Origin of the sequence: Thauera sedimentorum, assembly GCF_014489115.1 — a bacterium.
GTDB classification, from domain to species: domain Bacteria; phylum Pseudomonadota; class Gammaproteobacteria; order Burkholderiales; family Rhodocyclaceae; genus Pseudothauera; species Pseudothauera sedimentorum.
Genome location: NZ_JACTAH010000003.1, coordinates 197,484 through 220,365 on the forward strand (window position 1 = coordinate 197,484; position 22,882 = coordinate 220,365).

The 22,882-nt window shown below is 67.8% G+C and carries 23 protein-coding genes; 17 read left to right on the plus strand and 6 right to left on the minus strand.

Features of this window, described 5'->3' with window-relative positions:
* Positions 1-67 precede the first annotated feature (67 nt).
* Both rpmB and rpmG read left to right on the plus strand, forming a co-directional pair.
* Positions 68-304 carry a 50S ribosomal protein L28 gene (gene rpmB / locus IAI53_RS18245; protein WP_102041067.1) on the plus strand — a complete coding sequence of 79 codons (237 nt, stop codon included), beginning with the start codon at positions 68-70 and terminating at the stop codon, positions 302-304.
* Between the two features lie 41 nt (positions 305-345).
* Positions 346-513, plus strand: coding sequence for a 50S ribosomal protein L33 (gene rpmG / locus IAI53_RS18250; protein ID WP_107493707.1), 168 nt, complete (start codon positions 346-348; stop codon positions 511-513).
* A gap of 138 nt (positions 514-651) precedes the next feature.
* On the opposite strand, the gene IAI53_RS18255 is transcribed toward rpmG, so the two are convergent.
* On the minus strand, positions 652-855 hold the full coding sequence (locus tag IAI53_RS18255; protein WP_136385352.1) for a cold-shock protein: 204 nt from the start codon (positions 853-855) through the stop codon (positions 652-654).
* 436 nt (positions 856-1,291) lie between these two features.
* On the opposite strand from IAI53_RS18255, the gene clpS reads away from it, so the two are divergent.
* From clpS to aceA, 4 genes are all read left to right on the plus strand, one after another.
* Entirely contained in the window at positions 1,292-1,600 is a 309-nt protein-coding gene (gene clpS / locus IAI53_RS18260; protein ID WP_187719654.1) for an ATP-dependent Clp protease adapter ClpS, read from the plus strand.
* Positions 1,601-3,874 carry an ATP-dependent Clp protease ATP-binding subunit ClpA gene (gene clpA / locus IAI53_RS18265; RefSeq protein WP_187719655.1) on the plus strand — a complete coding sequence of 758 codons (2,274 nt, stop codon included), beginning with the start codon at positions 1,601-1,603 and terminating at the stop codon, positions 3,872-3,874.
* 116 nt (positions 3,875-3,990) lie between these two features.
* A complete protein-coding gene (gene rraA / locus IAI53_RS18270) occupies positions 3,991-4,470 on the plus strand; it encodes a ribonuclease E activity regulator RraA (RefSeq protein ID WP_187719656.1) in 480 nt (159 codons plus the stop codon).
* 307 nt (positions 4,471-4,777) lie between these two features.
* Positions 4,778-6,091, plus strand: coding sequence for an isocitrate lyase (aceA, locus tag IAI53_RS18275; protein ID WP_187719657.1), 1,314 nt, complete (start codon positions 4,778-4,780; stop codon positions 6,089-6,091).
* Between the two features lie 98 nt (positions 6,092-6,189).
* Here the strand turns inward: aceA and IAI53_RS18280 are convergent, their stop codons facing one another.
* Positions 6,190-6,738 carry a Spy/CpxP family protein refolding chaperone gene (locus IAI53_RS18280; protein ID WP_187719658.1) on the minus strand — a complete coding sequence of 183 codons (549 nt, stop codon included), beginning with the start codon at positions 6,736-6,738 and terminating at the stop codon, positions 6,190-6,192.
* 196 nt (positions 6,739-6,934) lie between these two features.
* Here IAI53_RS18280 and IAI53_RS18285 point away from each other — a divergent pair, with 196 nt between their 5' ends.
* Both IAI53_RS18285 and IAI53_RS18290 read left to right on the plus strand, forming a co-directional pair.
* Positions 6,935-7,699, plus strand: a complete 765-nt coding sequence (locus IAI53_RS18285; protein ID WP_187719659.1) for a response regulator — start codon at positions 6,935-6,937, stop codon at positions 7,697-7,699.
* Entirely contained in the window at positions 7,696-9,042 is a 1,347-nt protein-coding gene (locus tag IAI53_RS18290) for an ATP-binding protein (protein WP_187719660.1), read from the plus strand. The genes IAI53_RS18285 and IAI53_RS18290 overlap by 4 nt, the downstream gene beginning before the upstream one ends.
* Here IAI53_RS18290 and IAI53_RS18295 read toward each other — a convergent pair.
* Both IAI53_RS18295 and glpK read right to left on the minus strand, forming a co-directional pair.
* On the minus strand, positions 9,027-10,577 hold the full coding sequence (locus IAI53_RS18295; protein WP_187719661.1) for a glycerol-3-phosphate dehydrogenase/oxidase: 1,551 nt from the start codon (positions 10,575-10,577) through the stop codon (positions 9,027-9,029). The genes IAI53_RS18290 and IAI53_RS18295 overlap by 16 nt on opposite strands.
* The gene (glpK, locus tag IAI53_RS18300) at positions 10,574-12,073 is read right to left on the minus strand and encodes a glycerol kinase GlpK (protein WP_187719662.1); all 1,500 of its coding nucleotides are present in this window, start codon (positions 12,071-12,073) and stop codon (positions 10,574-10,576) included. Before glpK ends, IAI53_RS18295 begins: the two co-directional genes overlap by 4 nt.
* A 124-nt stretch (positions 12,074-12,197) precedes the next feature.
* Here glpK and IAI53_RS18305 point away from each other — a divergent pair, with 124 nt between their 5' ends.
* The 3 genes from IAI53_RS18305 to IAI53_RS18315 are packed head-to-tail and all read left to right on the plus strand — an operon-like array spanning position 12,198 to position 14,338.
* Entirely contained in the window at positions 12,198-13,064 is an 867-nt protein-coding gene (locus tag IAI53_RS18305; protein WP_187719663.1) for a DMT family transporter, read from the plus strand.
* 60 nt (positions 13,065-13,124) lie between these two features.
* Complete coding sequence (locus IAI53_RS18310; protein WP_187719664.1) at positions 13,125-13,487, plus strand: SpoIIAA family protein; 363 nt, start codon at positions 13,125-13,127, stop codon at positions 13,485-13,487.
* A complete protein-coding gene (locus IAI53_RS18315) occupies positions 13,484-14,338 on the plus strand; it encodes a sulfurtransferase (RefSeq protein ID WP_187719665.1) in 855 nt (284 codons plus the stop codon). Before IAI53_RS18310 ends, IAI53_RS18315 begins: the two co-directional genes overlap by 4 nt.
* A gap of 6 nt (positions 14,339-14,344) precedes the next feature.
* Here the strand turns inward: IAI53_RS18315 and murI are convergent, their stop codons facing one another.
* A complete protein-coding gene (gene murI / locus IAI53_RS18320) occupies positions 14,345-15,148 on the minus strand; it encodes a glutamate racemase (RefSeq protein ID WP_187719666.1) in 804 nt (267 codons plus the stop codon).
* Between the two features lie 70 nt (positions 15,149-15,218).
* Positions 15,219-16,253 carry a tRNA epoxyqueuosine(34) reductase QueG gene (gene queG, locus IAI53_RS18325; protein ID WP_222948415.1) on the minus strand — a complete coding sequence of 345 codons (1,035 nt, stop codon included), beginning with the start codon at positions 16,251-16,253 and terminating at the stop codon, positions 15,219-15,221.
* A 39-nt stretch (positions 16,254-16,292) separates the two neighbouring features.
* Between queG and tsaE the strand changes: the two genes are divergently transcribed.
* From tsaE to IAI53_RS18355, 6 genes are all read left to right on the plus strand, one after another.
* The gene (gene tsaE, locus IAI53_RS18330; protein WP_187719668.1) at positions 16,293-16,814 is read left to right on the plus strand and encodes a tRNA (adenosine(37)-N6)-threonylcarbamoyltransferase complex ATPase subunit type 1 TsaE; all 522 of its coding nucleotides are present in this window, start codon (positions 16,293-16,295) and stop codon (positions 16,812-16,814) included.
* Positions 16,763-18,094 (plus strand): N-acetylmuramoyl-L-alanine amidase, encoded by a 1,332-nt coding sequence (locus IAI53_RS18335; protein ID WP_187719669.1) that lies wholly within the window; start codon positions 16,763-16,765, stop codon positions 18,092-18,094. Before tsaE ends, IAI53_RS18335 begins: the two co-directional genes overlap by 52 nt.
* Before the next feature lie 77 nt (positions 18,095-18,171).
* Positions 18,172-19,122, plus strand: coding sequence for a bifunctional riboflavin kinase/FAD synthetase (locus tag IAI53_RS18340; RefSeq protein ID WP_187719670.1), 951 nt, complete (start codon positions 18,172-18,174; stop codon positions 19,120-19,122).
* 12 nt (positions 19,123-19,134) lie between these two features.
* A complete protein-coding gene (ileS, locus tag IAI53_RS18345) occupies positions 19,135-21,936 on the plus strand; it encodes an isoleucine--tRNA ligase (protein ID WP_187719671.1) in 2,802 nt (933 codons plus the stop codon).
* Positions 21,929-22,441, plus strand: coding sequence for a signal peptidase II (gene lspA, locus IAI53_RS18350; protein ID WP_225433404.1), 513 nt, complete (start codon positions 21,929-21,931; stop codon positions 22,439-22,441). The genes ileS and lspA overlap by 8 nt, the downstream gene beginning before the upstream one ends.
* On the plus strand, positions 22,438-22,866 hold the full coding sequence (locus IAI53_RS18355) for an FKBP-type peptidyl-prolyl cis-trans isomerase (protein WP_187719672.1): 429 nt from the start codon (positions 22,438-22,440) through the stop codon (positions 22,864-22,866). Before lspA ends, IAI53_RS18355 begins: the two co-directional genes overlap by 4 nt.
* Positions 22,867-22,882: the final 16 nt, after the last annotated feature.

The window sequence follows — 22,882 nt, forward strand, 5'->3', positions numbered from 1 at the left end:
TGCGCCTTACCGGTCAAGTGGAGTATTCTCCGGGGCTTTTCGCAATCCGAATTCCCTGGAGCATCGTATGGCTCGCGTCTGCCAAGTGACCGGTAAAGCACCGATGGTGGGAAATCACGTTTCCCACGCCAACAACAAAACCAAGCGTCGTTTCCTCCCCAACCTGCAGAACCGCCGGTTCTGGAGCGAGGCCGAGAACCGCTGGATCAGCCTGCGTGTTTCCAACGCCGGTCTGCGTACCATTGACAAGAAGGGTATTGACGAAGTCGTTGCCGAACTTCGCGCCCGCGGCGAGAAGGTCTGAGGCTTCCCCTCGGACCCGCCACGCACTGAACGGAGAGCAAGATGGCAAAAGGCATTCGCGAGAAGATCAAGCTGGAATCGACTGCCGGCACCGGTCACTTCTACACCACCTCGAAGAACAAGCGCACCACGCCGCAGAAGCTCGAGTTCAAGAAGTACGACCCGGTTGCGCGAAAGCATGTCCTGTACAAGGAAATCAAGCTGAAGTAAGCAGTCCGCCCGTTTCGGGCAGCACAGCAGCTCCAGAAAACAAGAGGCCGCCGGAAATCCGGCGGCCTCTTGTCTTTGGAAACCGTACCTGGCAACTGGTGCGCTGCGGTACGGCACTCCGCGACTACGTCAGACTTCTTACACCTTCTGGATGTTGGAAGCCTGCTTGCCCTTCGGGCCCTGGGTGACCTCGAAGGAGACCTTTTCGCCTTCCTTCAGGGTCTTGAAACCACCCATGTTGATCGCGGAAAAATGCGCGAAGAGATCTTCGCTGCCGTCGTCCGGGGTAATGAAGCCAAAACCCTTGGCGTCGTTGAACCACTTAACAGTGCCAGTTGCCATATTGCGTCAATCCTTCAAGAGTGCACAAAACAAACCGGGTGACCCGGCGAGCATGTCGATGCGAAGGACCCGGAACCAGCACTGCCGCAACGGAGAAACCGACGCAGCCCCCTGATGCGGGCCGCTTGCGCAGCCACACCAGACAGAGCCAGCGCGTTGCACCTTGCACGACATACGGAAGTGCTTTTACGCAACTGGAACGACAGCGTCAAGCATTTCATGTCGCCGGTGGATTGCGCGCCGCAACAAGGTTTCACGCCATGTAGCGGTATCCCGGCGAACTGGCACGGGACTGGCTTGTACTCATCGGGGATGGTCGTTCTTGCACTGCAGCGCCACCCCTGTTCACGCGCTGTTGTATTTCGGCACAACACCCCCAAATACCCACCGTGGCAGCTCGGTTGCACTCTGCTTCGACTTGATTAGAATGGGTCGCATGGCCACGCACAAGCAGGACGAGTTCGTACTCGAGGCGGAACGTACACGCACCAGACCTCCGCCGTTATACAAGGTGCTTTTGCTGAACGACGACTTCACGCCCATGGATTTTGTCGTCATCGTTCTGCAGAAATTTTTCGGCATGGACCGCGAACGTGCCACGCGGGTCATGCTCCAAGTCCACAGAGAGGGCATGGGGGTATGCGGCGTCTTCCCAAGGGACATCGCATCGACCAAGGTGGAGCAGGTCGTCTCCTTTGCTCGCCAGCACCAGCATCCGCTGGCATGCGTGATGGAGGAAAACTGAATGATCGCGCAAGAGCTTGAAGTCAGCCTGCACATGGCCTTCGTCGAGGCCCGTCAGAAGCGCCACGAGTTCATCACCGTGGAGCATCTGCTGCTCGCGCTGCTCGACAATCCGTCGGCTGCCGAGGTGTTGCGTGCATGCAACGCCAACATCGACGAATTGCGCCGTGAGCTGACCGGCTTCATCAACGAGCACACACCCAAGGTGGAAGGCAGCGACGAGATCGACACGCAGCCCACCCTGGGTTTCCAGCGCGTCATCCAGCGCGCGATCCTGCACGTGCAATCCTCCGGCAAGAAGGAGGTCACCGGCGCCAACGTGCTGGTGGCGATCTTCGGCGAGAAGGATTCGCATGCGGTGTACTTCCTCCAGCGCCAGAACATCTCCCGCCTCGACGTGGTGAACTTCATCTCCCACGGCATCGCCAAGACGCCCCAGCAGGGTGCAGGCGCACCGAACCGGGGCGACGCGGAGCAGGCCGAGCAGGAACAGGAGTCCCAGGCGGCTGGCGGGGCCCTGGAAAACTACACCCAGAATCTCAACCAGCAGGCGCTGGTGGGCAAGATCGATCCGCTGATCGGCCGCGAGAAGGAAGTCGAACGCGTCATCCAGACCCTGTGCCGGCGGCGCAAGAACAACCCGCTGCTGGTCGGCGAGGCCGGCGTGGGCAAGACCGCGATCGCCGAAGGCCTGGCGCGCCGCATCGTCGAAGGTCGCGTGCCGGAGATCCTCGAGAACGCCCAGGTCTACGCACTCGACATGGGTGCGCTGCTGGCCGGCACCAAGTACCGCGGCGATTTCGAGCAGCGCCTGAAGGCGGTGCTCAAGCAACTGGTCGAGCAGCAGGGTGCGATCCTGTTCATCGACGAAATCCACACCCTGATCGGCGCCGGCGCCGCGTCGGGCGGCACGCTGGATGCTTCCAACCTGCTCAAACCGGCGCTGTCCTCCGGCCAGCTGAAGTGCATCGGCGCAACCACCTACACCGAGTACCGGCAGATCTTCGAGAAGGACCACGCGCTGTCGCGCCGCTTCCAGAAGATCGACGTGGTCGAGCCGACCGTGGCCGAGACCGTGGAGATCCTCAAGGGCCTCAAGAGCCGCTTCGAGGAGCACCACGGCATCAAGTATTCGTCCGCGGCGCTGTCCAGCGCGGCCGAACTGTCGGCCAAGTACATCAATGACCGCCACCTGCCGGACAAGGCCATCGACGTCATCGACGAGGCCGGCGCCGCGCAGCGCATCCTGCCGAAGTCCAAGCAGAAGAAGACCATCGGCAAGAACGAGATCGAGGAGATCGTCGCCAAGATCGCGCGCATCCCGCCGCGCACCGTGTCCAACGACGACAAGGCCGCACTGAAGACGCTCGACCGCGACCTGAAGAACGTGGTCTTCGGCCAGGACGAGGCCATCGACGCGCTGGCCAAGGCGATCAAGATGTCGCGCTCCGGCCTGGGCAACCCGGCCAAGCCGATCGGCTCCTTCCTGTTCTCCGGCCCGACCGGCGTCGGCAAGACCGAGGTCGCCCGCCAGCTCGCCTACACCCTGGGCATCGAACTGGTGCGCTTCGACATGTCGGAGTACATGGAACGCCATGCGGTGAGCCGCCTGATCGGCGCGCCGCCGGGCTACGTCGGCTTCGACCAGGGCGGCCTGCTCACCGAGCAGATCACCAAGAAGCCGCATTGCGTGCTGCTGCTCGACGAGATCGAGAAGGCCCATCCGGACATCTACAACATCCTGCTGCAGGTCATGGACCACGGCACACTGACCGACAACAACGGCCGCCAGGCCGACTTCCGCAACGTGATCCTGATCATGACCACCAATGCGGGTGCCGAGCAGATGCAGAAGTCGGTGATCGGCTTCTCCGCCAAGCGCGAGGCCGGCGACGAGATGGAAGAGATCAAGCGCATGTTCTCGCCGGAGTTCCGCAACCGCCTGGACGCGACGATCTCCTTCAAGGCGCTGGACGACGAGATCATCCTGCGGGTGGTGGACAAGTTCCTCATCGAACTGGAAGCCCAGTTGCACGAGAAGAAGGTGGAGGCCCACTTCACCGACGAGCTCAAGGCCTGGCTGGCCGAGAACGGCTTCGATCCGCTGATGGGCGCCCGCCCGATGGCCCGCCTTATCCAGGACACCATCCGTGCCGCACTGGCCGACGAGCTGCTGTTCGGCCGCCTGGTGAACGGCGGCAAGGTCACCATCGACCTGGACGACCAGCGCAAGGTGAAGCTGCTGTTCGACGAGAAAGAAGTGGCCACGGCCTGAACCCTCCCCTCCTGCAGGACACCGCACGAAGGCGGCCCGGACCGGGCCGCCTTCTTTCTTTTCATGCGCGCGCGTGGTTTATCATCCGCGCATTTCCAACCCATCCAGGAGATGCCATGAACATCCAGACCGCCGACCTGTGCGACGCCAACGAGGGCCGAGTGCGCATCGTCATGCCCATGTTCCGCAGCTACGGCGGACGCCGTGCGTTCGGCGGGCCGATCGCCACGCTCAAGGTATTCGAGGACAACTCCCTGGTCCGCAGTGCGCTGGAGAGCCCCGGCGAGGGCCGCGTGCTGGTGGTCGACGGCGGCGGCTCGCTGCGCTGCGCGCTGGTCGGCGACCAGCTGGCCCTGCTCGGCGTGAAGAACGGCTGGGCCGGCGTGATCGTCTATGGCTGCATCCGTGACTCGAAGGCCATCGGCACGATGGACATCGGCGCCTTCGCGCTCGCCACCCACCCGCTCAAGAGCATCAAGAAGGGCGTGGGCGAGCGCGACATTCCGGTCACCTTCGGCGGCGTGACCTTCGTTCCCGGCCACTACGTCTATGCGGACGAGGATGGCGTGATCGTCTCGGAACAGGCGCTGCTGTAAACCGGCCACCGCGCAGGACCGACCGGGCCTTGGTCTTGCGCGGTGCACCAGCAAGACGTTTCACAAAGCTGGTTTTCTTTTCGCAATATGGAATTTCACAAGCAAGTAACTGTAATTTCGAGAAAACTTTTTTTCTTATATCTTATATAAGACTTATTGCTGCAGGGCCAGAATCTTCCTATACTGTGATCCATCCGATGCCGCTCCGGCCTGCACCGCAACGACATCGAGACGGAGCGCTCGCACCGGCCACGGCCGGGATCGACGACGCCCTTCCCCATCCATCGTCAGCCAGTAAGGAATAGACATGACTCTGACCCGCGAACAGCAAGTCGCCGCCCTCGAGAAGGATTGGGCCGAAAATCCCCGTTGGAAGAACGTCAAGCGCGGCTACACCGCAGCTGACGTGGTCCGCCTGCGCGGCAGCCTGCAGCCGGAGTACACCCTGGCCCAGCGTGGCGCCAAGGTCCTGTGGGAAAAGGTCAACGGTGGTGCCAAGAAGGGCTACGTGAATGCCTTCGGCGCCATCACCGCCGGCCAGGCGATGCAGCAGGCCAAGGCTGGCCTCGAAGCCGTGTATCTGTCCGGCTGGCAGGTCGCCGCCGACGGCAACACCTCGGAAACCATGTATCCGGACCAGTCGCTGTACGCCTACGACTCCGTGCCGACCATGGTTCGCCGCATCAACAACACCTTCAAGCGCGCTGACGAGATCCAGTGGTCGCGCGGCATCAACCCGGGCGACGAAGGCTTCATCGACTACTTCCTGCCGATCGTGGCCGACGCGGAAGCCGGTTTCGGTGGCGTGCTGAACGCCTTCGAACTGATGAAGAACATGATCGCCGCCGGTGCCGCTGGCGTTCACTTCGAAGACCAGCTGGCTGCCGCCAAGAAGTGCGGCCACATGGGTGGCAAGGTGCTGGTGCCGACCCGTGAAGCGGTCGAGAAGCTGATCTCCGCCCGTTTCGCTGCCGACGTGATGGGCGTGCCGACCCTGATCCTGGCCCGTACCGACGCCGAAGCCGCCAACCTGATCACCTCCGACTACGACGCCAACGACAAGCCCTTCCTCACCGGCGAGCGTACCCAGGAAGGCTTCTTCCGCGTCAAGAACGGCCTGGAGCAGTCGATCTCCCGTGGCGTGGCTTACGCGCCCTACGCCGACCTGGTGTGGTGCGAAACCGGCGTGCCCGATATCGGCTTCGCCCGTGAATTCGCCCAGGCCGTTCTGGCCGCCTGCCCGGGCAAGCTGCTGTCCTACAACTGCTCGCCGTCCTTCAACTGGAAGAAGAACCTGAACGACTCCCAGATCGCTTCCTTCCAGGAAGAGCTGTCCGCGCTGGGCTACAAGTACCAGTTCATCACCCTGGCTGGTATCCACGTCAACTGGTACAACACCTTCCAGTTCGCCCACGCCTACGCTCGCGGCGAAGGCATGAAGCACTATGTGGAAATGGTGCAGGAGCCGGAATTTGCCGCTCGCGAGAAGGGTTACACCTTCGTTTCCCACCAGCAGGAAGTGGGCACCGGTTACTTCGACGACGTGACCACCGTGATCCAGGGCGGTTCTTCCTCCGTGAAGGCCCTGACCGGTTCCACCGAAGAAGAGCAGTTCCACTAATCGGCAAGACATCGGTGCCGGTTCGCCCGGCACCGAAGCGGTCGATACAAGAACGGCCACCGCATGCGGTGGCCGTTCTGCATTTCAGGTCAGGAAGATCAGCCGCGACCGCGTTCGCCGCGCGGGCCGTCATCGCGCCCCGGCCCCATGCCGAAGCCACCGTGGCGGCCTTTGTGTCCCATCGCGCCGAAGTCGGCATCGAACACCTTCTTCTGCGCATCGGACAGGGCGCCGTAGAAGCGCTCCACCGCCTTGCGGGTCTCGGCCATCTCGGCCTGGCGCAGCTTGCCCATCTCCTCCATGCGCTGCAGGCGCTCGACCGCGGTCTGCGGCGCGCCGTCCTTGAAGCGCTGCTGCATCTGCTCGGCCATCTTGCCCGCACGCTCGCTCATCGCGCTCTTGAACGCATTCCAGGCGGGCTGCTGCTCGGGCGTGAGCGCCAACGCCAGTTCAAGCCGCGCCAGTTGCAGGTCGGCGCGCTGCGCCATGCGGGCCTGCATGTCTTGGGGTGCCATGCGCTGTACGCCAGCCTTGCCCTGCGGCCCGAAGCCGTCGCACTCGCCACCGCGTGCCAGCGCGGCGGTGGCGCCGACGCCGGTGACTGCGATCAGCGAGGCGGCGATGGTGGTTTTCATCCAGGTTTTCATGATGTTCTCCTTTGCGTTGTCGATTGCCTGTGCCCGGCCTTCCGGGCGACGAGGCCATTTGAACACCCGCATGTAAGCCGGATTTGTCTCCAGCCGGCCGTATTGCACCGCCGTGTCTCAGCGCCGCGCACAGATACGCTGGGATACAAAACCGCCCCGCGCCCGGCTTAAGATGCCGGCCAAGGAGAATGCGCACATGAGCAACCAGCAAGACCACGTGCTGATCGTCGACGACGACCGCGAGATCCGCGGCCTGCTCGCCGACTATCTGGAAAAGCAGGGCCTGCGCTGCAGCACCGCCGCCGACGGGCGCGAGATGAAGGCCGCGCTGGAACGCCACCGCGTCGACCTGATCGTGCTCGACGTGATGATGCCCGGCGAGGACGGCCTTACCCTGTGCCGCAACCTGCGCGCCGGCGGCGGCCCCCAGGCCAATACGCCCATCCTCATGCTCACCGCGCGCGGCGAGGACATGGACCGCATCCTCGGCCTGGAGATGGGCGCCGACGACTACCTGCCCAAGCCTTTCGTGCCGCGCGAGTTGTACGCGCGCATCCGCGCCATCCTGCGGCGCGCGCGCGCCCTGCCGCCCAATCTGGATGCCGCGCCGCCGGCCAACGCGCGCGAGCTGCACTTCGCCCACTGGCGGCTGGACACGATCAACCGCCACCTGATCGACACCGCCGGCACCGTGGTGCCGCTGTCCGGCGCCGAGTACCGCATGCTGGGCGTGTTCCTCGCCCACCCGCAGCGCGTGCTCAGCCGCGACCAGCTGATGGAGCTCACCCAGGGGCGGGAGGCGGACGTGTTCGACCGCTCAATCGACCTGCTGGTCAGCCGCCTGCGCCAGCGCCTGGGCGACAACGCGCGCGAACCGGCCATCATCAAGACGGTGCGCAATGAAGGCTATGTACTCGCCTGCGAGGTCACGCCGGTGGGCCGGGGCGAGAGCGAGCAATGAAACTGCCCTGGCCGCGCAGCCTGTTCGCCCGCCTGATGCTGATCTGGCTGGTCGGCATCGCCCTGGTGCTGGCGGTGAGCTTCGCGCTGTTCGTCGGCGAGCGCGAGCGCATCGGTCGCAGCGCCCTGTTCGAGGGCATTGCCCAGGAGGTTGCCGCCACCGCCGACGTCCTCGACCGTCTCACCCCGGGCGAGCGCGAGCGCTGGATGGACGAACTCGGCCGGCGCCGCCTGCGCCTGTCGCTGCGCCCGCTGCCCGAGCGCACCCGCCCGCTGCCGGTCGATCATCCGCTCCTGCCCGCCTTGCGCGCTGCAATGCCGGAACGCGAGGTGGCCCTTTACGTTCATCACCGCGGCGAAGGCCCCCATGGCGCGCTGCTGATCGCGGTGCGGCTGGCCGACGGCAGCCCGCTGCACGTGCGCCTGCCGGGCATCCCACCGGCACCCGACTTCCCCATGCCTGCGCCCGGCCGCCTGCTCGCCGCGCTCGCGGCCTTGATCGGCGGCGTGCTCGGCCTCACCTGGGTGGCGGTGCGCATCGCCACCCGCCCGCTGTCGCGCATGGCCGAAGCGGCCCGCCGCCTGGGCGACGCCCCGGACCACAGCCCGCCACTGGATACCCGCGGCCCCACCGAAGTGGCCCAGGCCGCCGGCGCCTTTAACCACATGCAGCAGCGCGTGCGCGAGCACATCGCCGAGCGCACCCGCATCCTCGCCGCGATCTCGCACGACCTGCAGACCCCGATCACCCGCCTGCGCCTGCGCGCCGAGATGGTCGAGGACGAGACCCTGCGCGCCCGCTTCCAGGCCGACCTCGACGCCATGCAGGCGCTGGTGCGCGAGGGCCTGGACTACGCGCGCAGCCGCGACAGTGCAGCGCCGCTCCAACCTGTGGATCTCAACGGACTGCTGGAAGCGCTGCGCAGCGACGCCGCCGACATGGGCTGGCCGGTCGAGCTCCACGGTCACGCCGCCGCACCCTGCCCCGCACAACCTGTGGCGCTGCGCCGCGCGCTGTGGAATCTGGTGGAAAACGGGATCAAGTTCGGCGAACGCGTGGATATCGCCATCGAAGACACGCCGGCATGTGCGGTGGTGCGCATTCGCGACCACGGTCCCGGCCTGCCCGAGGCGGAGCTGGAAAGGGTTTTCGAACCCTTCTACCGCACCGAAGCCTCGCGCAACCGCGAGACCGGCGGCACCGGCCTGGGGCTGGCGATCGCGCGCAACCTCGTGCGCGCCCAAGGCGGCGAAGTGCGCCTCGCAAACCCTCCGGGCGGCGGACTGGAGGCGACCGTCAGCCTGCCCCGCCGTCCGGCAGCCGGCACTCAGTCCGCCTTGTAGCGCGCCGCCAGTTCGCCGAAAGCGGCGACCTGGTGGGCCGCCCAGTCGGCATCGCAGCCGAGCTCTTCGGCCATCAGCGCCGCCACCCGCGGTGCCGCGGCGACCGCCAGCGCGGCATCGACGAACAGCGCGCGGTGGCGCCGGGCGAGCACGTCCTCCACGGTGCGCGCCAGTTCATGCCGCACCGCGAAGCGCACCTCCGCCGCGGTGAGATCCAGCCCGTCCTGGACCCGCTCACCCGCGCCGGGCAGGCTGTTCACCGCTTCGCGCTCGGCACCGAACACATCGCTGCACGGCATGGCCGGTGCGCCATGCAGGCGCAACCCGGCGGTCGCCTCGGCACGCGCGGGCAGGCCGGCGACCGAGCGTGCGGCCTCCACCGCATCCGCGCCCATGCGCCGGTAGGTGGTCCATTTGCCGCCGGTGATGCTGACCAGCCCGCCGGGCGACACTTCGATCAGGTGTTCGCGCGACAGGCCGCGAGTGGGCGAGGCGTCGCCCGCGCCGATCAGCGGGCGCAGGCCGACGAACACGCTGGAAACATCGGCGACGGTAGGCGCGCGACGCAGGTAGCACGCGGCGGTGCGCAGGATGAAGCCGACCTCGTCGTCCAGCGGCGCGGGCTCCAGCGGCAAGTCGGCGCGCGGGGTGTCGGTGGTGCCGAGCAGCACCCTGCCTTGCCAGGGAATGGCGAACAGCACCCGGCCGTCCTCGGTCTTTGGCACCAGCATGGCGTCATCGCCGGGCAGGAACTCGCGCCCCACCACCAGGTGCACGCCCTGGCTGGGGCGCAGCAACGCCGCCGCCTGCGGACGCTCCCGACGACGCAGGACGTCGGCCCATACGCCAGTAGCGTTGATCACCACGCGGGCCGAAACACGGTATTCGGTACCGCGCTCGGCGTCCGCGACCTGCACGCCCGTCACCTTGCCCCCATCGATCAGCAGATCGCCGACCGGAGCGTAGTTGAGCGCCAGCCCGCCCAAATCGAACAGGGTACGCATCAGCGTCACCGCGAGGCGCGCATCGTCGAAGCGCGCATCCCAGTAGGCGATACCGCCGCGCAAGCCCTCGGTGCGGACGTTCGGCAGCGCGGCGACCGTGCGCGCCGCATCGAGCAGGCGGCTGCGCTCGATGCCGTGCGTGCCGGCCAGCAGGTCGTACATCGCCAGCCCGGCGGCCAGCATCGGCTTCTCATGCCAGCGATAGGCGGGCACCACGAAGCGCTGCGGATGCACCAGGTGCGGCGCATTGGCGAGCAGCAGCGCGCGCTCGGCAAGCGCCTCGCGCACCAGCGGCAAATTGCCCTGGGCCAGGTAACGCACCCCGCCGTGGATCAGCTTGGTCGCTCGCGAACTGGTGCCCTTGGCGAAGTCGTGCGCCTCCAGCAGCAGCGTGGAATAGCCGCGCGCGGCCGCATCGACCGCACAGCCCAGGCCGGTGGCACCGCCGCCGATGACCACCACGTCCCAGGTCTTCGGCTCGGCCAGGCGGGCGAGCAGGGCCTCGCGGGTCAGCGCCGCCGCCGTGTTCATGCGCCGTCGTCGGCCGCCCAGCCGCGGGTACGCTCGACCGCCCGGTGCCAGCGGGCGATCAGCGCCTCGCGTTGCGCGGGCGCCATCGCCGGTTCGAAGCGCCGGTCGGCCTGCCAGTGCGCGGCCAGTTCGTCCGTCCCGCGCCACACACCCACGCCCACGCCGGCCATGTAGGCCGCGCCCAGCGCGGTGGTTTCCAGCATGTGCGGGCGCACCACCGGCACGCCCAGCAAGTCGGCCTGGATCTGCATCAGCAGGTCGTTGGCCGCCGCCCCGCCATCGACCCGCAGTTCCGAGAGCGGTCCGGCGCCGTCGCCCTTCATCGCCTCGACCAGATCCACGGTCTGCAGCGCGATCGCCTCCAGCGCCGCACGGGCGATCTGCGCCGCGCCGCTGCCGCGGGTGAGGCCGAACAAGGTGCCGCGCGCGTAGGAGTCCCACCACGGCGCACCCAGCCCGGTGAAGGCCGGCACCAGCACCACGCCGCCGCTGTCCGCCACGCTGCCGGCCAGCGTCTCGATCTCGGCGGCGCTGCGGATGAGCCCGAGGCCGTCGCGCAGCCACTGCACGATCGCCCCGCCCATGAAGATGCTGCCTTCCAGCGCAAAGGCCGACAGCCCCTTGCCGCGCCAGCCCACCGTGGTGAGCAGGCGCTTGTGCGAGACGACCGGCTGGGCGCCGGTGTTCATCAGCAGGAAGCAGCCGGTGCCGTAGGTATTCTTGGCCATGCCCGGTGCAAAGCAGGCCTGCCCGAAGGTGGCGGCCTGCTGATCGCCGCCGATGCCGGCGATCGGCACCGCCGCGCCCAGCACCGCGGTATCGGTCTCCCCGCACACGCCGATGCTGTCCACCACCCGCGGCAGCACCGCAGGGGGGATGCGCAGCGCGGCGCACAGCGCCTCGTCCCAGCAGCCTTCATGGATGTTGTAGAGCATGGTGCGCGAGGCGTTGCCGCAATCGGTGACATGCAGGCGACCACCGGTGAGATGCCAGACCAGCCAGCTGTCCACCGTGCCGAAGGCCAGCTCGCCGGCTTCGGCGCGCGCGCGCGCGCCCGGCACGTGGTCCAGCAGCCAGGCGAGCTTGGTGGCGGAGAAATAGGGGTCGAGCTCCAGGCCGGTGCGTTCGCGCACCGTCTGCGCCAGGCCCTGGTCGCGCAGGCGGTCGCACGCCGCGGCGGTACGGCGGTCCTGCCAGACGATGGCCGGCGCCAGCGCGCGCCCGCTGGCGCGCTCCCACAGGAGGGTGGTTTCGCGCTGGTTGGTGATGCCCAGCGCGGCCAGCTCGGCGGCCGCGATGCCGGCGTCGGCCAGCGCGGCGCGCGCGCAATGGAATTGCGTATCGAGGATTTCCTGCGGGTCGTGCTCCACCCAGCCGGGGCGCGGGTAGTGCTGGGCGAACTCGCGCTGGGCGACGCCGCGGACCTTGCCGTCGGCATCGAACACCATCGCCCGGGAACTCGTGGTGCCCTGGTCCAGGGCCAGCAGATAGCGCATGCGCGTTCCTCCCTTGGATGTTTTCAGCTTACCCCGAAAGCGTCGCCGCCTTCCATGGGCCGTGTCACACCGCACCGGCCCGAGCGGCTATGATCGGCGCTTTGCTGCAACGCAACCGGACCCCATGCAATCGCTGTGGATGATCGCCGCCAGTCTCTTGTTCGCCTGCATGGGCGTGTGCGTGAAGCTGGGCAGCGCGCTGTTCTCGGCGGGTGAGATGGTCTTTGCGCGCGGTCTCGTCGGCGTGTTGATGATGGTGCTGCTCGCCCGCCTGCAAGGGGTGCGCCTGGCCACGCCGCTGTGGCGCCTGCAGCTGGCCCGCGGGCTGTCCGGCTCCTTCGCGCTGATCTGCTACTTCGTCGCCATCGGCCTGCTGCCGCTGGCCACCGCGGTCACGCTGTCCTACACCTCGCCGATCTTCGTCGCGCTGCTGCTCGCCGCGTTCTTCGGCGAACCGCTGCGCCTGCGCGCGCTGCTGGCGGTCGGCGCGGGTTTCGTCGGCATCGTGCTGCTGTTGCGCCCCACGCTGCAGGCCGACCAGTGGTTCGGCGCCCTGGTCGGCCTGGGCGCGGGGCTGGTCTCCAGCCTGGCCTACGTCAGCGTGCGCGAACTGGGGCGGGCCGGCGAGCCGGAAGTGCGCACGGTGTTCTGGTTCTCCGCGCTGACCGCGGTGCTCGGCCTGCCGTGGACGCTGGGCGGCGGGCTGGCCACCAGCCTCGATCTGCACGCGGTGGCGATCCTGCTCGGCATCGGGCTGTTCGGCGGTTGCGCGCAACTGGCCATGACCCGCGCCTACCGGCTGGGCAAGACCCTGGTGTCGGCCAGCCTGGCCTACACCACGGTGGTGTTCGCCAGCCTGTTCGGCCTCTTGCTGTGGGACGAGACCCTGCCCGCCTCGGCGCTGGCGGCGATTGCACTGATCGTCGCCAGCGGGCTGATGACCAGTCTCGCCACACGCAGCAGCGCCACCGCGCCAAGGCGCGGCAATTGAACGCCCCTGCGGCCAGGGATATAGTAGTCCGCACGATCCATCCGTCAGCGGGAGGCCGCCATGATCAGCATCGAGCACGGTCCGAACCTCGTCGAGGTCTCGGTCTTCGGGGAATTCACCCTGGCCGACTTCAAGGAGTTCGAAGAACTGGTCAATTACAAGGTCAAGTTCGAAGGCCCGGTGAACCTGCTCTTCGACCTGCGCGAGATGGTCGGCTTCACCCTGGACGTGGCCTGGGAGGAGCTCAAATTCTCCCGCGAGCACGCCAACGACTTCGGGCGCATCGCGGTACTGACCGAGGACCAGTGGCTCACCTGGAGCGCGTGGCTGACGCAGATCTTCGTCGACGCCGACGTGCTCGTCTTCCCTGAGGAAGAGGAAGCCCGCGCCTGGCTGAACGAAGCGGAGGCGCAGGCGCAGTGAGCAGCTCCTACACCACCTTGATCGATGCCAACGAACTGGCCCGCCACCTCGGCGAGCCGCGCTGGTGCCTGATCGACTGCCGCCACGATCTCGCCAATCCGGCCTTCGGTCGCGAGGCCTACGAGCGCGGCCATCTGCCCGGCGCCTGGTTTCTCAACCTCGACGAGGATCTTTCCGGACCGCTGACCGGCACCAACGGCCGCCATCCGCTGCCCGACCCGGACCGCCTGGCGCACCGCCTGGGCGCCTGCGGCATCGACCGCGACACCCAGGTAGTGGCCTACGACGATGCGGGCGGGATGTACGCCGCCCGCCTGTGGTGGCTGATGCGCTGGATGGGGCACCAGGCGGTTGCCGTGCTCGATGGCGGCTTCCAGGCCTGGTGCGCGGCGGCCAAGGTGCTGACCACCGAATTGCCGCGTGCCACACCAACCCGCTACCTGCCCGCCCTGCAAGGCAACGCGGTCAACGCGGCCTTCGTCGAGCAGCACCTGAGCAGCGCGGACATGGTGCTGATCGATGCACGCAGCCCGGACCGTTTCCGCGGCGAGAACGAGAACCTCGACCCGGTCGCCGGCCACATTCCCGGCGCGATCAACCGCTTCTTCAAGGACAACCTCGGGCCGGACGGCCGTTTCAAGCAGGCTTCGGTACTGCGCGAGGAGTTCGGCAACCTGCTGCGCGGGCGCGACCCGCGCAAGGTGGTGCACCAGTGCGGCTCCGGGGTGACCGCCTGTCACAACCTGCTGGCCATGGAGAGCGCGGGCCTGAGCGGCGCGCGCCTGTATCCGGGTTCCTGGAGCGAGTGGTGCGCCGACCCCGCGCGCCCGGTGGCCACCGGCGCGCAGTAGCCGCGCCTACCACTCCAGGCGTTCGACGCGGCCCAGCGAACGGCCCAGGAAGCGCTCGCCTATGGTCTGGAAGCGCAGCGGCACGTCGGTGACCACGAAGCGGTAATCCGCCGGCCGCTCCCCGCGGCTGGCAAGACCCAGTTCATGCAGCCGCAATGCGGCCAGCTCGGCAGTGGTGGTGGCGGAATCCACCAGCCGCACGCCCTCGCCGACCACGTCCTTGAGCAGCGGCTTGAGCAGCGGGTAGTGGGTGCAGCCCAACACCAGGCTGTCGACCTCCTCGGCCAGCACCGGCTTGAGATACTCCTGCGCGGTCAGCCGGGTCACGGGATGGTCGAGCCAGCCCTCTTCGACCAGCGGCACGAACAACGGGCAGGCCTGTGAATACACCCGCACGCCGGGGTCGAGCTGGTGCATGCGGCGCGCGTAGGCGTTGCTGTTGACGGTGGTCGGCGTGCCGATCACGCCAATGCCGCGCAGGCCGGAGTCGCGCACCGCAGCCTGCGCCCCGGCCTCGATCACGTCCAGCACCGGGATGTCGCCCGCCCGCGCCTTGACCACGTGGGCCGCCACCGCTGCCATGGTGTTGCAGGCGACGATCAGCATCTTCACCTGCTGGCCGAGCAGGTAGTCGACGATCTGCCCGGTGAAGTGCTCGATGGTCGCCACCGACTTGACCCCGTAGGGCACCCGCGCGGTGTCGCCGAAATAGACGATGTTCTCCAGCGGCAGGCGCTCCATCAGCGCCCTGACCACGGTCAGGCCGCCGACGCCGGAGTCGAATACGCCTATCGGGCGGGAAGCATCCATGGACACGGGCTCGCGGGCTGCGGTGGAAAGGCCGGCATTCTACGCCGTTTGCCGTCCTCGACGAGGCCGCTCACGCGGCGTGCCGGGCCAGCGCCCAGGCCACGTGCTCGCGCACCAGCGCCGAGGCATCGTCCGCCCGCGCGCGCAGCGCGGCGACCACCTCCGGCGAATGCGGCGCGTTGCCCAGCGCCACCGCCAGGTTGCGCAGCCAACGCTCGTAGCCGATGCGATAGATCGGGCTGCCGGCCATGCGGGCGGCGAAATCCTCCGCCGACCAGGCGAACAGCTCCACCAGGCTCGCGCGATCCAGCCCGTGCCGCGGGGCGTAGTCCATCTCCGCGCCGAGTTGCGCGAAGCGGTTCCACGGGCAAGCCAGCTGGCAGTCGTCGCAGCCGTAGATGCGATTGCCGATGGCCGGGCGCAGCGCCTCGGGAATCGGCCCGTGCAGTTCGATGGTGAGATAGGAGATGCAGCGCCGCGCATCGACCTGGTAGGGCGCGACGATCGCACCGGTCGGGCAGGCGTCGAGGCAGGCGGTGCAGCGCCCGCAGTGCGGCGCCGGGGATTCATCCTCCGGCAGCGGCAGGTCGGTGAAGATCTCGCCGAGAAAGAACCATGAGCCCGCCTCGCGATCGAGCAGCAGGCTGTGCTTGCCCCGCCAGCCGAGCGCCGCACGGGTGGCGACTTCCACCTCCAGTACCGGCGCCGAATCGACGAACACCCGGTAGCCATGCGGCAGTTCGGCGCCGATGCGCTCGGCGAGCTTCTGCAGGCGGTTGCGCAGCACCTTGTGGTAGTCGCGCCCCAGGGCGTAGCGCGACACGTAGGCACGCCGGCCATCGGCGAGGTTCTCCGCGGCGTCGGCGGCCTCGGGCCAGTAGTTCATCCGTGCGCTGATCACCCGCAGCGTGCCCGGCAGCAGTTCGGCCGGACGGGCGCGCTTCATGCCGTGGCGCGCCATATAATCCATCTCGCCGTGAAAACCGGCTTCGAGCCAGGCCGCGAGGCCAGGCTCGGCCGCGCCCAGATCGACGCCGCTCACCCCGATGGCGTCGAACCCGAGTTCCCTGCCCCAAGCCTGGATGCGCTGCTTGAGAGTCTGCAGCGCGGCGGCATCCGCGGGCGGCTGTTCCGAGAGGTTCCGATGATCGACCTTGTGCACCCCGCCGATGATAGCGGGGCCGGCCCGAAACTGCACTTGCCGGCCGAATCCGACACCACCGCGCTGGGCGCCGCGCTGGCGGCAGCGCTGCGCCCCGGGCTGGTGATCTACCTGCAAGGCGACCTCGGTGCGGGCAAGACCACCCTGGTGCGCGGGCTGCTGCGCGCACTCGGTCACGCAGGCAGCGTGAAGAGCCCGACATACACCTTGATTGAACCTTACGTAGTTTCTAGATTAGACTTATATCACTTTGATTTTTATCGCTTCACCTCACCCGACGAATTCATCGATGCTGGGCTGGACGAATACTTCGCAGGACAAGGGGCTTGTTTGGTCGAATGGCCGGACAAGGCGCAGCCCTATCTGGCGCCGCCCGACCTCGAAGTGTCACTCACCCTGGCCGGCTCCGGCCGGCAGGCCGAACTGACCGCGCGGACGGAGGCGGGACGAACATGTCTGAACGAATTGATGACAGCCCTGCAGGGCAGCCGGCCGCCCGGCTGAGCCGGCGCGCCCTGCTGAAGTTCGCCGGTGCCTCGCTGACCCTGCTGGTCAGCCCGGTCGGCTATGCGGCGAGCACCAGCCTGCTGGCAGTGCGCGTGTGGCCGGCGCCCGATTACACCCGGGTCACGCTGGAAGCCGGGCGCGAACTGCGCTACAAGTACCTCACCCTGCAGAACCCCGAGCGCCTGGTGATCGACCTGGAGGGCGTGGAGCTCAACAGCGTGCTCGAGAGCCTGCCGTCCAAGGTGCTCGAGAGCGATCCCTACATCGGCCTGGTGCGCGCCGGCCAGAACCGTCCGGGTGTGGTCCGCGTGGTGCTCGAGCTGAAGGCGGAGATCAATCCGCAGGTGTTCACCCTGCAGCCGGTCGGCGACTACGGCCACAGGCTGGTGCTCGACCTGTACCCGGCACGCCCGGTGGACCCGCTGCTCGCGCTGATCGAGAAATCGTCCCCGATGGAGGCCGCCTCGGGCAGCGACGGCACCGAGGGCAGCGGCGAGGCCCCCCGCACGGTCGCCACCGACGAGTCGCCCGCGCCGCGCCGGCGCCCCCCGCAGGCCAACCGCATCTACACCGTCGCCCTGGACCCCGGACATGGCGGCGAAGACCCCGGCGCCATCGGGCGGCGTGGCAGCTACGAGAAGAACGTCACCCTGTCGATCGCCCGCCGCCTCAAGCGCAAGATCGACGCCGACCCCGGCATGCGGGCGGTTCTCACCCGCGACGGCGATTACTTCGTTCCGCTGTACCAGCGCGTGTCCCGCGCCCGGCGCGTGCAGGCCGACCTCTTCGTCTCCATCCACGCCGACGCCTTCGTCCGCCCGGAGGCGCGCGGCAGTTCGGTGTTCGTGCTCTCCGAGCGTGGCGCCACGAGCTCCGCCGCCCGCTGGCTGGCGCAGAAGGAGAACGACGCCGACCTGATCGGCGGGGTGAATCTCGCCAAGCAGGAGGGCCACCTCGCCCGCACCCTGCTCGACCTCTCGCAGACCGCCACCATCAACGACAGCCTCAAGCTCGGCCGTGCCGTACTCGGCGAGCTGGGCGGCATCAACACCCTGCACAAGGCCGAGGTGGAGCAGGCCAACTTCGCGGTGCTCAAGGCACCGGACATTCCCTCGGTGCTGGTCGAGACCGCCTTCATCAGCAACCCGGAGGAAGAGCGCCGCCTCAACGACAACGCCTACCAGGACAAGATGGCCGACGCCATCCTGCGCGGCATCAAGCGCTACTTCGAGGAGAATCCGGGCGTCACCCGCACCCGCGTGGCCCGTCTGGACTGAACCGCCGCGGCGGCGTAAGGCGGATCGCCGCCGCCCCGCCTTTGCCGCTATAATTGCGGCTTTTTTATCAGGCGGTTATGCAGGTTTTTCGCGGGATTCCGCCCCTGGCATCGCAGGCTTCGGTTCTCACCATCGGCAATTTCGATGGCGTGCACCGCGGCCATCAGGCACTGCTGCAGCTGCTCACGGCCAAGGCCCGGGCGCTCGGCCTGCCCGCGGTCGTGCTCAGCTTCGAGCCGCATCCGCGCGAGTTCTTCTCGCCCGCCGACGCCCCCGCACGCCTGTCCACCCTGCGCGAAAAACTGCTGCTGCTGGCCGCGGCCGGTGTCGACCGCGTCCACGTCTGCCGCTTCGATGCCCGCTTTGCCGCACTGTCCGCCAGGGCCTTCATCGACGACATCCTGATCGCCGGCCTGGGCGTACGCCACCTGTTCATCGGTGACGATTTCCGCTTCGGCGCCCGCCGCCAGGGTGACTTCGCCATGCTCGCGGCAGCCGGCACGCACAACGGCTTCGGCGTCGAATCCATGCCCACCCTGGATGTCGCGGGCGAACGCGTCTCCAGCTCCGCGGTACGCGCCGCACTGGCCGACGGCGACATGCGCCATGCCGAGCGCCTGCTGGGCCGCCCCTACAACATCGCCGGGCGGGTGATCCACGGCGAAAAGCTGGGGCGCACCCTGGGCTACCCCACCGCCAACATCCAGATGAAGCACCGCAAGCCCGCCCTGTCGGGCGTGTTCGCAGTCAGCGTCGAAGGCCTGGCCGACCACCCGGTCACCGGCGCGGCCAGCGTCGGCGTGCGCCCCACGGTGACCAATGCCGGCCGCCCCACACTGGAAGTGCACCTTTTCGACTGGAAACAGGACTGCTACGGTGCCCACCTGCGGGTGCACTTCCTGCACAAGCTGCGCGACCAGGTGCGCTTCGACTCGCTTGAAGCGCTCACTGCGCAGATCAGCCGCGACGCCGAGGCGGCACGCGCCTGGTTTGCCGCCCATCCGAACTCCACCGCTCCCCAAGGCTGAAAGAAGACCGCCATGGCTGACTACCGCAAGACCCTGAACCTGCCCGACACCCCCTTCCCGATGCGCGGCGATCTCGCCAAGCGGGAGCCGGGCTGGATCGCCCAGTGGCAGCAGAAGAAGCTCTACCAGAAGATCCGCCAGGCTTCCGCCGGCCGTCCCAAGTTCATCCTGCACGACGGCCCGCCCTACGCCAACGGCAACATCCACATCGGCCACGCGCTGAACAAGATCCTCAAGGACATCATCGTGCGCTCGCGCACCATGGCCGGCTTCGACGCGCCCTACGTGCCGGGCTGGGACTGCCACGGTCTGCCGATCGAGCACAAGGTGGAAGTCACCCACGGCAAGAACCTGCCGGCCGACAAGGTGCGCGAGCTGTGCCGCGCCTACGCCGCCGAGCAGATCGAGGGCCAGAAGACCGACTTCATCCGCCTGGGCGTGCTGGGCGACTGGGACAATCCCTACAAGACCATGGCCTTCGCCAACGAGGCCGGTGAGATCCGCGCGCTCGCCGAGATGGTCAGGGCCGGTTACGTGTTCAAGGGCCTGAAGCCGGTCAACTGGTGCTTCGACTGCGGCTCGGCGCTGGCCGAAGCCGAGGTCGAGTACGCCGACAAGCAGTCGCCGGCGATCGACGTGGGCTTCCCCTGTGACGAACCCGAACGCCTGGCCGACATCTTCGGCGTCGGCACCCTGACCCGCCCGGTGCTGGCGGTGATCTGGACCACCACCCCGTGGACCATCCCCTCCAACCAGGCGCTCAACCTGCATCCGGACATCGACTACGCGCTGGTCGATACCGGCGAGCGCTACCTGCTGCTCGCCCACGACCTGGTCGGCGCCTGCCTGGAGCGCTACGGCCTGACCGGGCGCATCGTCGCCTCGGTCAAGGGCGCGGCGCTGGACCAGGTACGTTTCCACCATCCGTTCTACGACCGCCAGTCGCCGGTCTATCTGGGCGACTACGTCACCCTGGACGCCGGCACCGGCATCGTGCACAGCGCGCCGGCCTACGGCCTGGAGGACTTCCAGTCCTGCCGCGCCAACGGCATGGCCATGGACGAGATCCTCACCCCGGTCACCGGCGACGGCCACTTCGCCGCCGACCTGCCCTTCTTCGGCGGCATGAACATCTGGAAGGCCGGCCCGGAGATCCTCGCCAAGCTGCGCGAGGTCGGCTGCCTGCTCGCCGACGCGAAGATCACGCACAGCTACATGCACTGCTGGCGCCACAAGACGCCGCTGATCTACCGCGCCACGGCGCAGTGGTTCGTGGGCATGGACAAGCAGGTCACCGACGGTTCCACGCTGCGCGAGCGCGCGCTGCGCGGCGTGGAGGCCACCCGCTTCTACCCTGCCTGGGGCCAGGCCCGCCTGCACGCGATGATCGCCAACCGCCCCGACTGGTGCATCTCGCGCCAGCGCAACTGGGGCGTGCCCATCCCCTTCTTCCTGCACAAGGAGAGCGGCGAACTGCACCCGCGCACCGTCGAACTGATGGAAGAGGTCGCCAAACGGGTCGAGCAGGAAGGCATCGAAGCCTGGTTCAAGCTCGACGCCGCCGAGCTGCTCGGCGACGAGGCCGCCCACTACGACAAGATCTCCGACACCCTGGACGTGTGGTTCGACTCCGGCACCACCCACTGGCACGTGCTGCGCGGCTCGCACCCGGACGGCCATGCGGAAGGCCCGCGCGCCGACCTCTACCTGGAAGGCTCGGACCAGCATCGCGGCTGGTTCCACTCCTCGCTGCTCACCGGCTGCGCGATCGACGGCCACGCGCCTTACAAGGGTCTGCTGACCCACGGTTTCGCGGTGGACGGTGCCGGGCGCAAGATGAGCAAGTCGCTCGGCAACGTCGTGGTGCCGCAGGAAGTCACCGGCAAACTGGGCGCCGAGATCCTGCGCCTGTGGGTTGCCTCTACCGACTACTCGGGCGAGCTGTCGATCAGCAAGGAGATCCTCGACCGCGTGGTCGAGGTGTACCGCCGCATCCGCAACACCCTGCGCTTCCTGCTCGCCAACACCGCCGACTTCGACATCGGCAAGGATGCGCTGCCGCTCGAGCAGTGGCTGGACATCGACCGCTACGCGCTGGCCTTCACCCGCAAGCTGGCCGACCAGTGCGAGGCCGACTACGAGAAGTTCGAGTTCCACCGCGTGGTGCAGGCCCTGCAGGTGTTCTGCTCCGAGGATCTCGGCGCCTTCTACCTCGACATCCTCAAGGACCGCCTGTACACCACCCAGCCCGGCTCGGCTGCGCGCCGCTCGGCGCAGACCGCGCTCTGGCACATCACCCAGACCCTGGTGCGGCTGATGGCGCCGGTGCTTTCCTTCACCGCAGAGGAAGCCTGGGCGGTGATGAACGGCGGCGACGAGGAAGACAGCGTGATGCTGCACACCTTCCACGCCCTGCCCGAACAAGGCGGCGAGGCCGGCCTGCTGGCGCGCTGGGAGATCATCCGCAGCGTGCGCGCCGAGGCGCTCAAGGTCATCGAGGCGCTGCGTAGCGACGGCAAGGTGGGCGCCTCGCTGCAGGCGGAACTCGACCTGCGGGTGCACGAGGATGCCTACAACGCACTGGCCTCGCTCGGCGACGACCTCAAGTTCGTCATGATGACCTCGCGCGTCAGCCTGGCGCAGGCCGCCGAGGAGGACAGCCCGCAGATCGTCGCCACACCCAGCACCCACGCCAAGTGCGAGCGCTGCTGGCACTACGTCGCGGACGTCGGCGCCGACGCCGAACATCCCACGCTGTGCGGGCGCTGCGCCGGCAACCTGTACGGCGCGGGCGAGCAGCGCCGCCATGCCTGAGCAAGGCCTGCTGTCGGCCCGCATGGCGGGCTGGCTGGCGCTGGCCGCAGCGGTGGCGCTGGCCGACCAGCTCACCAAGCAGCTGGTGCTGGCCAGCCTGCGCTACGGCGAGGCGGTGCCGGTCACGCCCTTCTTCGACATCGTGCTGGTCTATAACCCGGGCGCGGCCTTCAGCTTCCTCGCCAACCAGCCCGGCTGGCAACGCTGGTTCTTCACCGGCCTGGCCGCGGTGATCTGCACCTGGCTCACCGTGCTGCTGCGCCGCCACCAGCACGAGCGCCTGCTGCCGGCGGCCTTCGTGTTGATCATCGGCGGTGCGGTGGGCAATGTGGTCGACCGCCTGATGCACGGCGCGGTGGTGGATTTCCTGCACTTCTACGTCGGCCGCTTCAGCTGGCCGGCCTTCAACCTCGCCGATTCGGCGATCACCGTCGGTGTGGCCCTGATGCTGTGGTCCAGCTTCCGACCGCACTCCAACGACCCCGCCAAGGAGAACCACGCGTGACCCAGACCGTCCAAGCCAACAACCTCGTCACCCTGCACTACCGCATCGCGCTGGACAACGGTCAGCCGCTGATCAACACCTTCGACGGCACCCCGGCCACGCTGCAGCTGGGCGCGGGCGAGTTGCTGCCCTCGCTGGAAGCACTGATCGCCGGCCTGCAGGTGGGCGAGCGCAAGGTGTTTGAACTCGCCGCCGAGCAGGCCTTCGGCCCCTACCGCGACGAGCTGGTCGAGCGTGTGCGCCGCGAGCACATGCCGGACGAGGAGATCGAGCCGATGAGCATCATGGAGTTCACCGCCCCGGACGGCTCGCGCTACCCCGGCCTGGTGCGCGAGATCGACGCGCAATCCGCACTGATCGACTTCAACCATCCGCTGGCCGGCAAACCCATCCGCTTCGAGGTGGAAGTGATCGGCATCCTGTAAGCGGCGGACCCCAGAG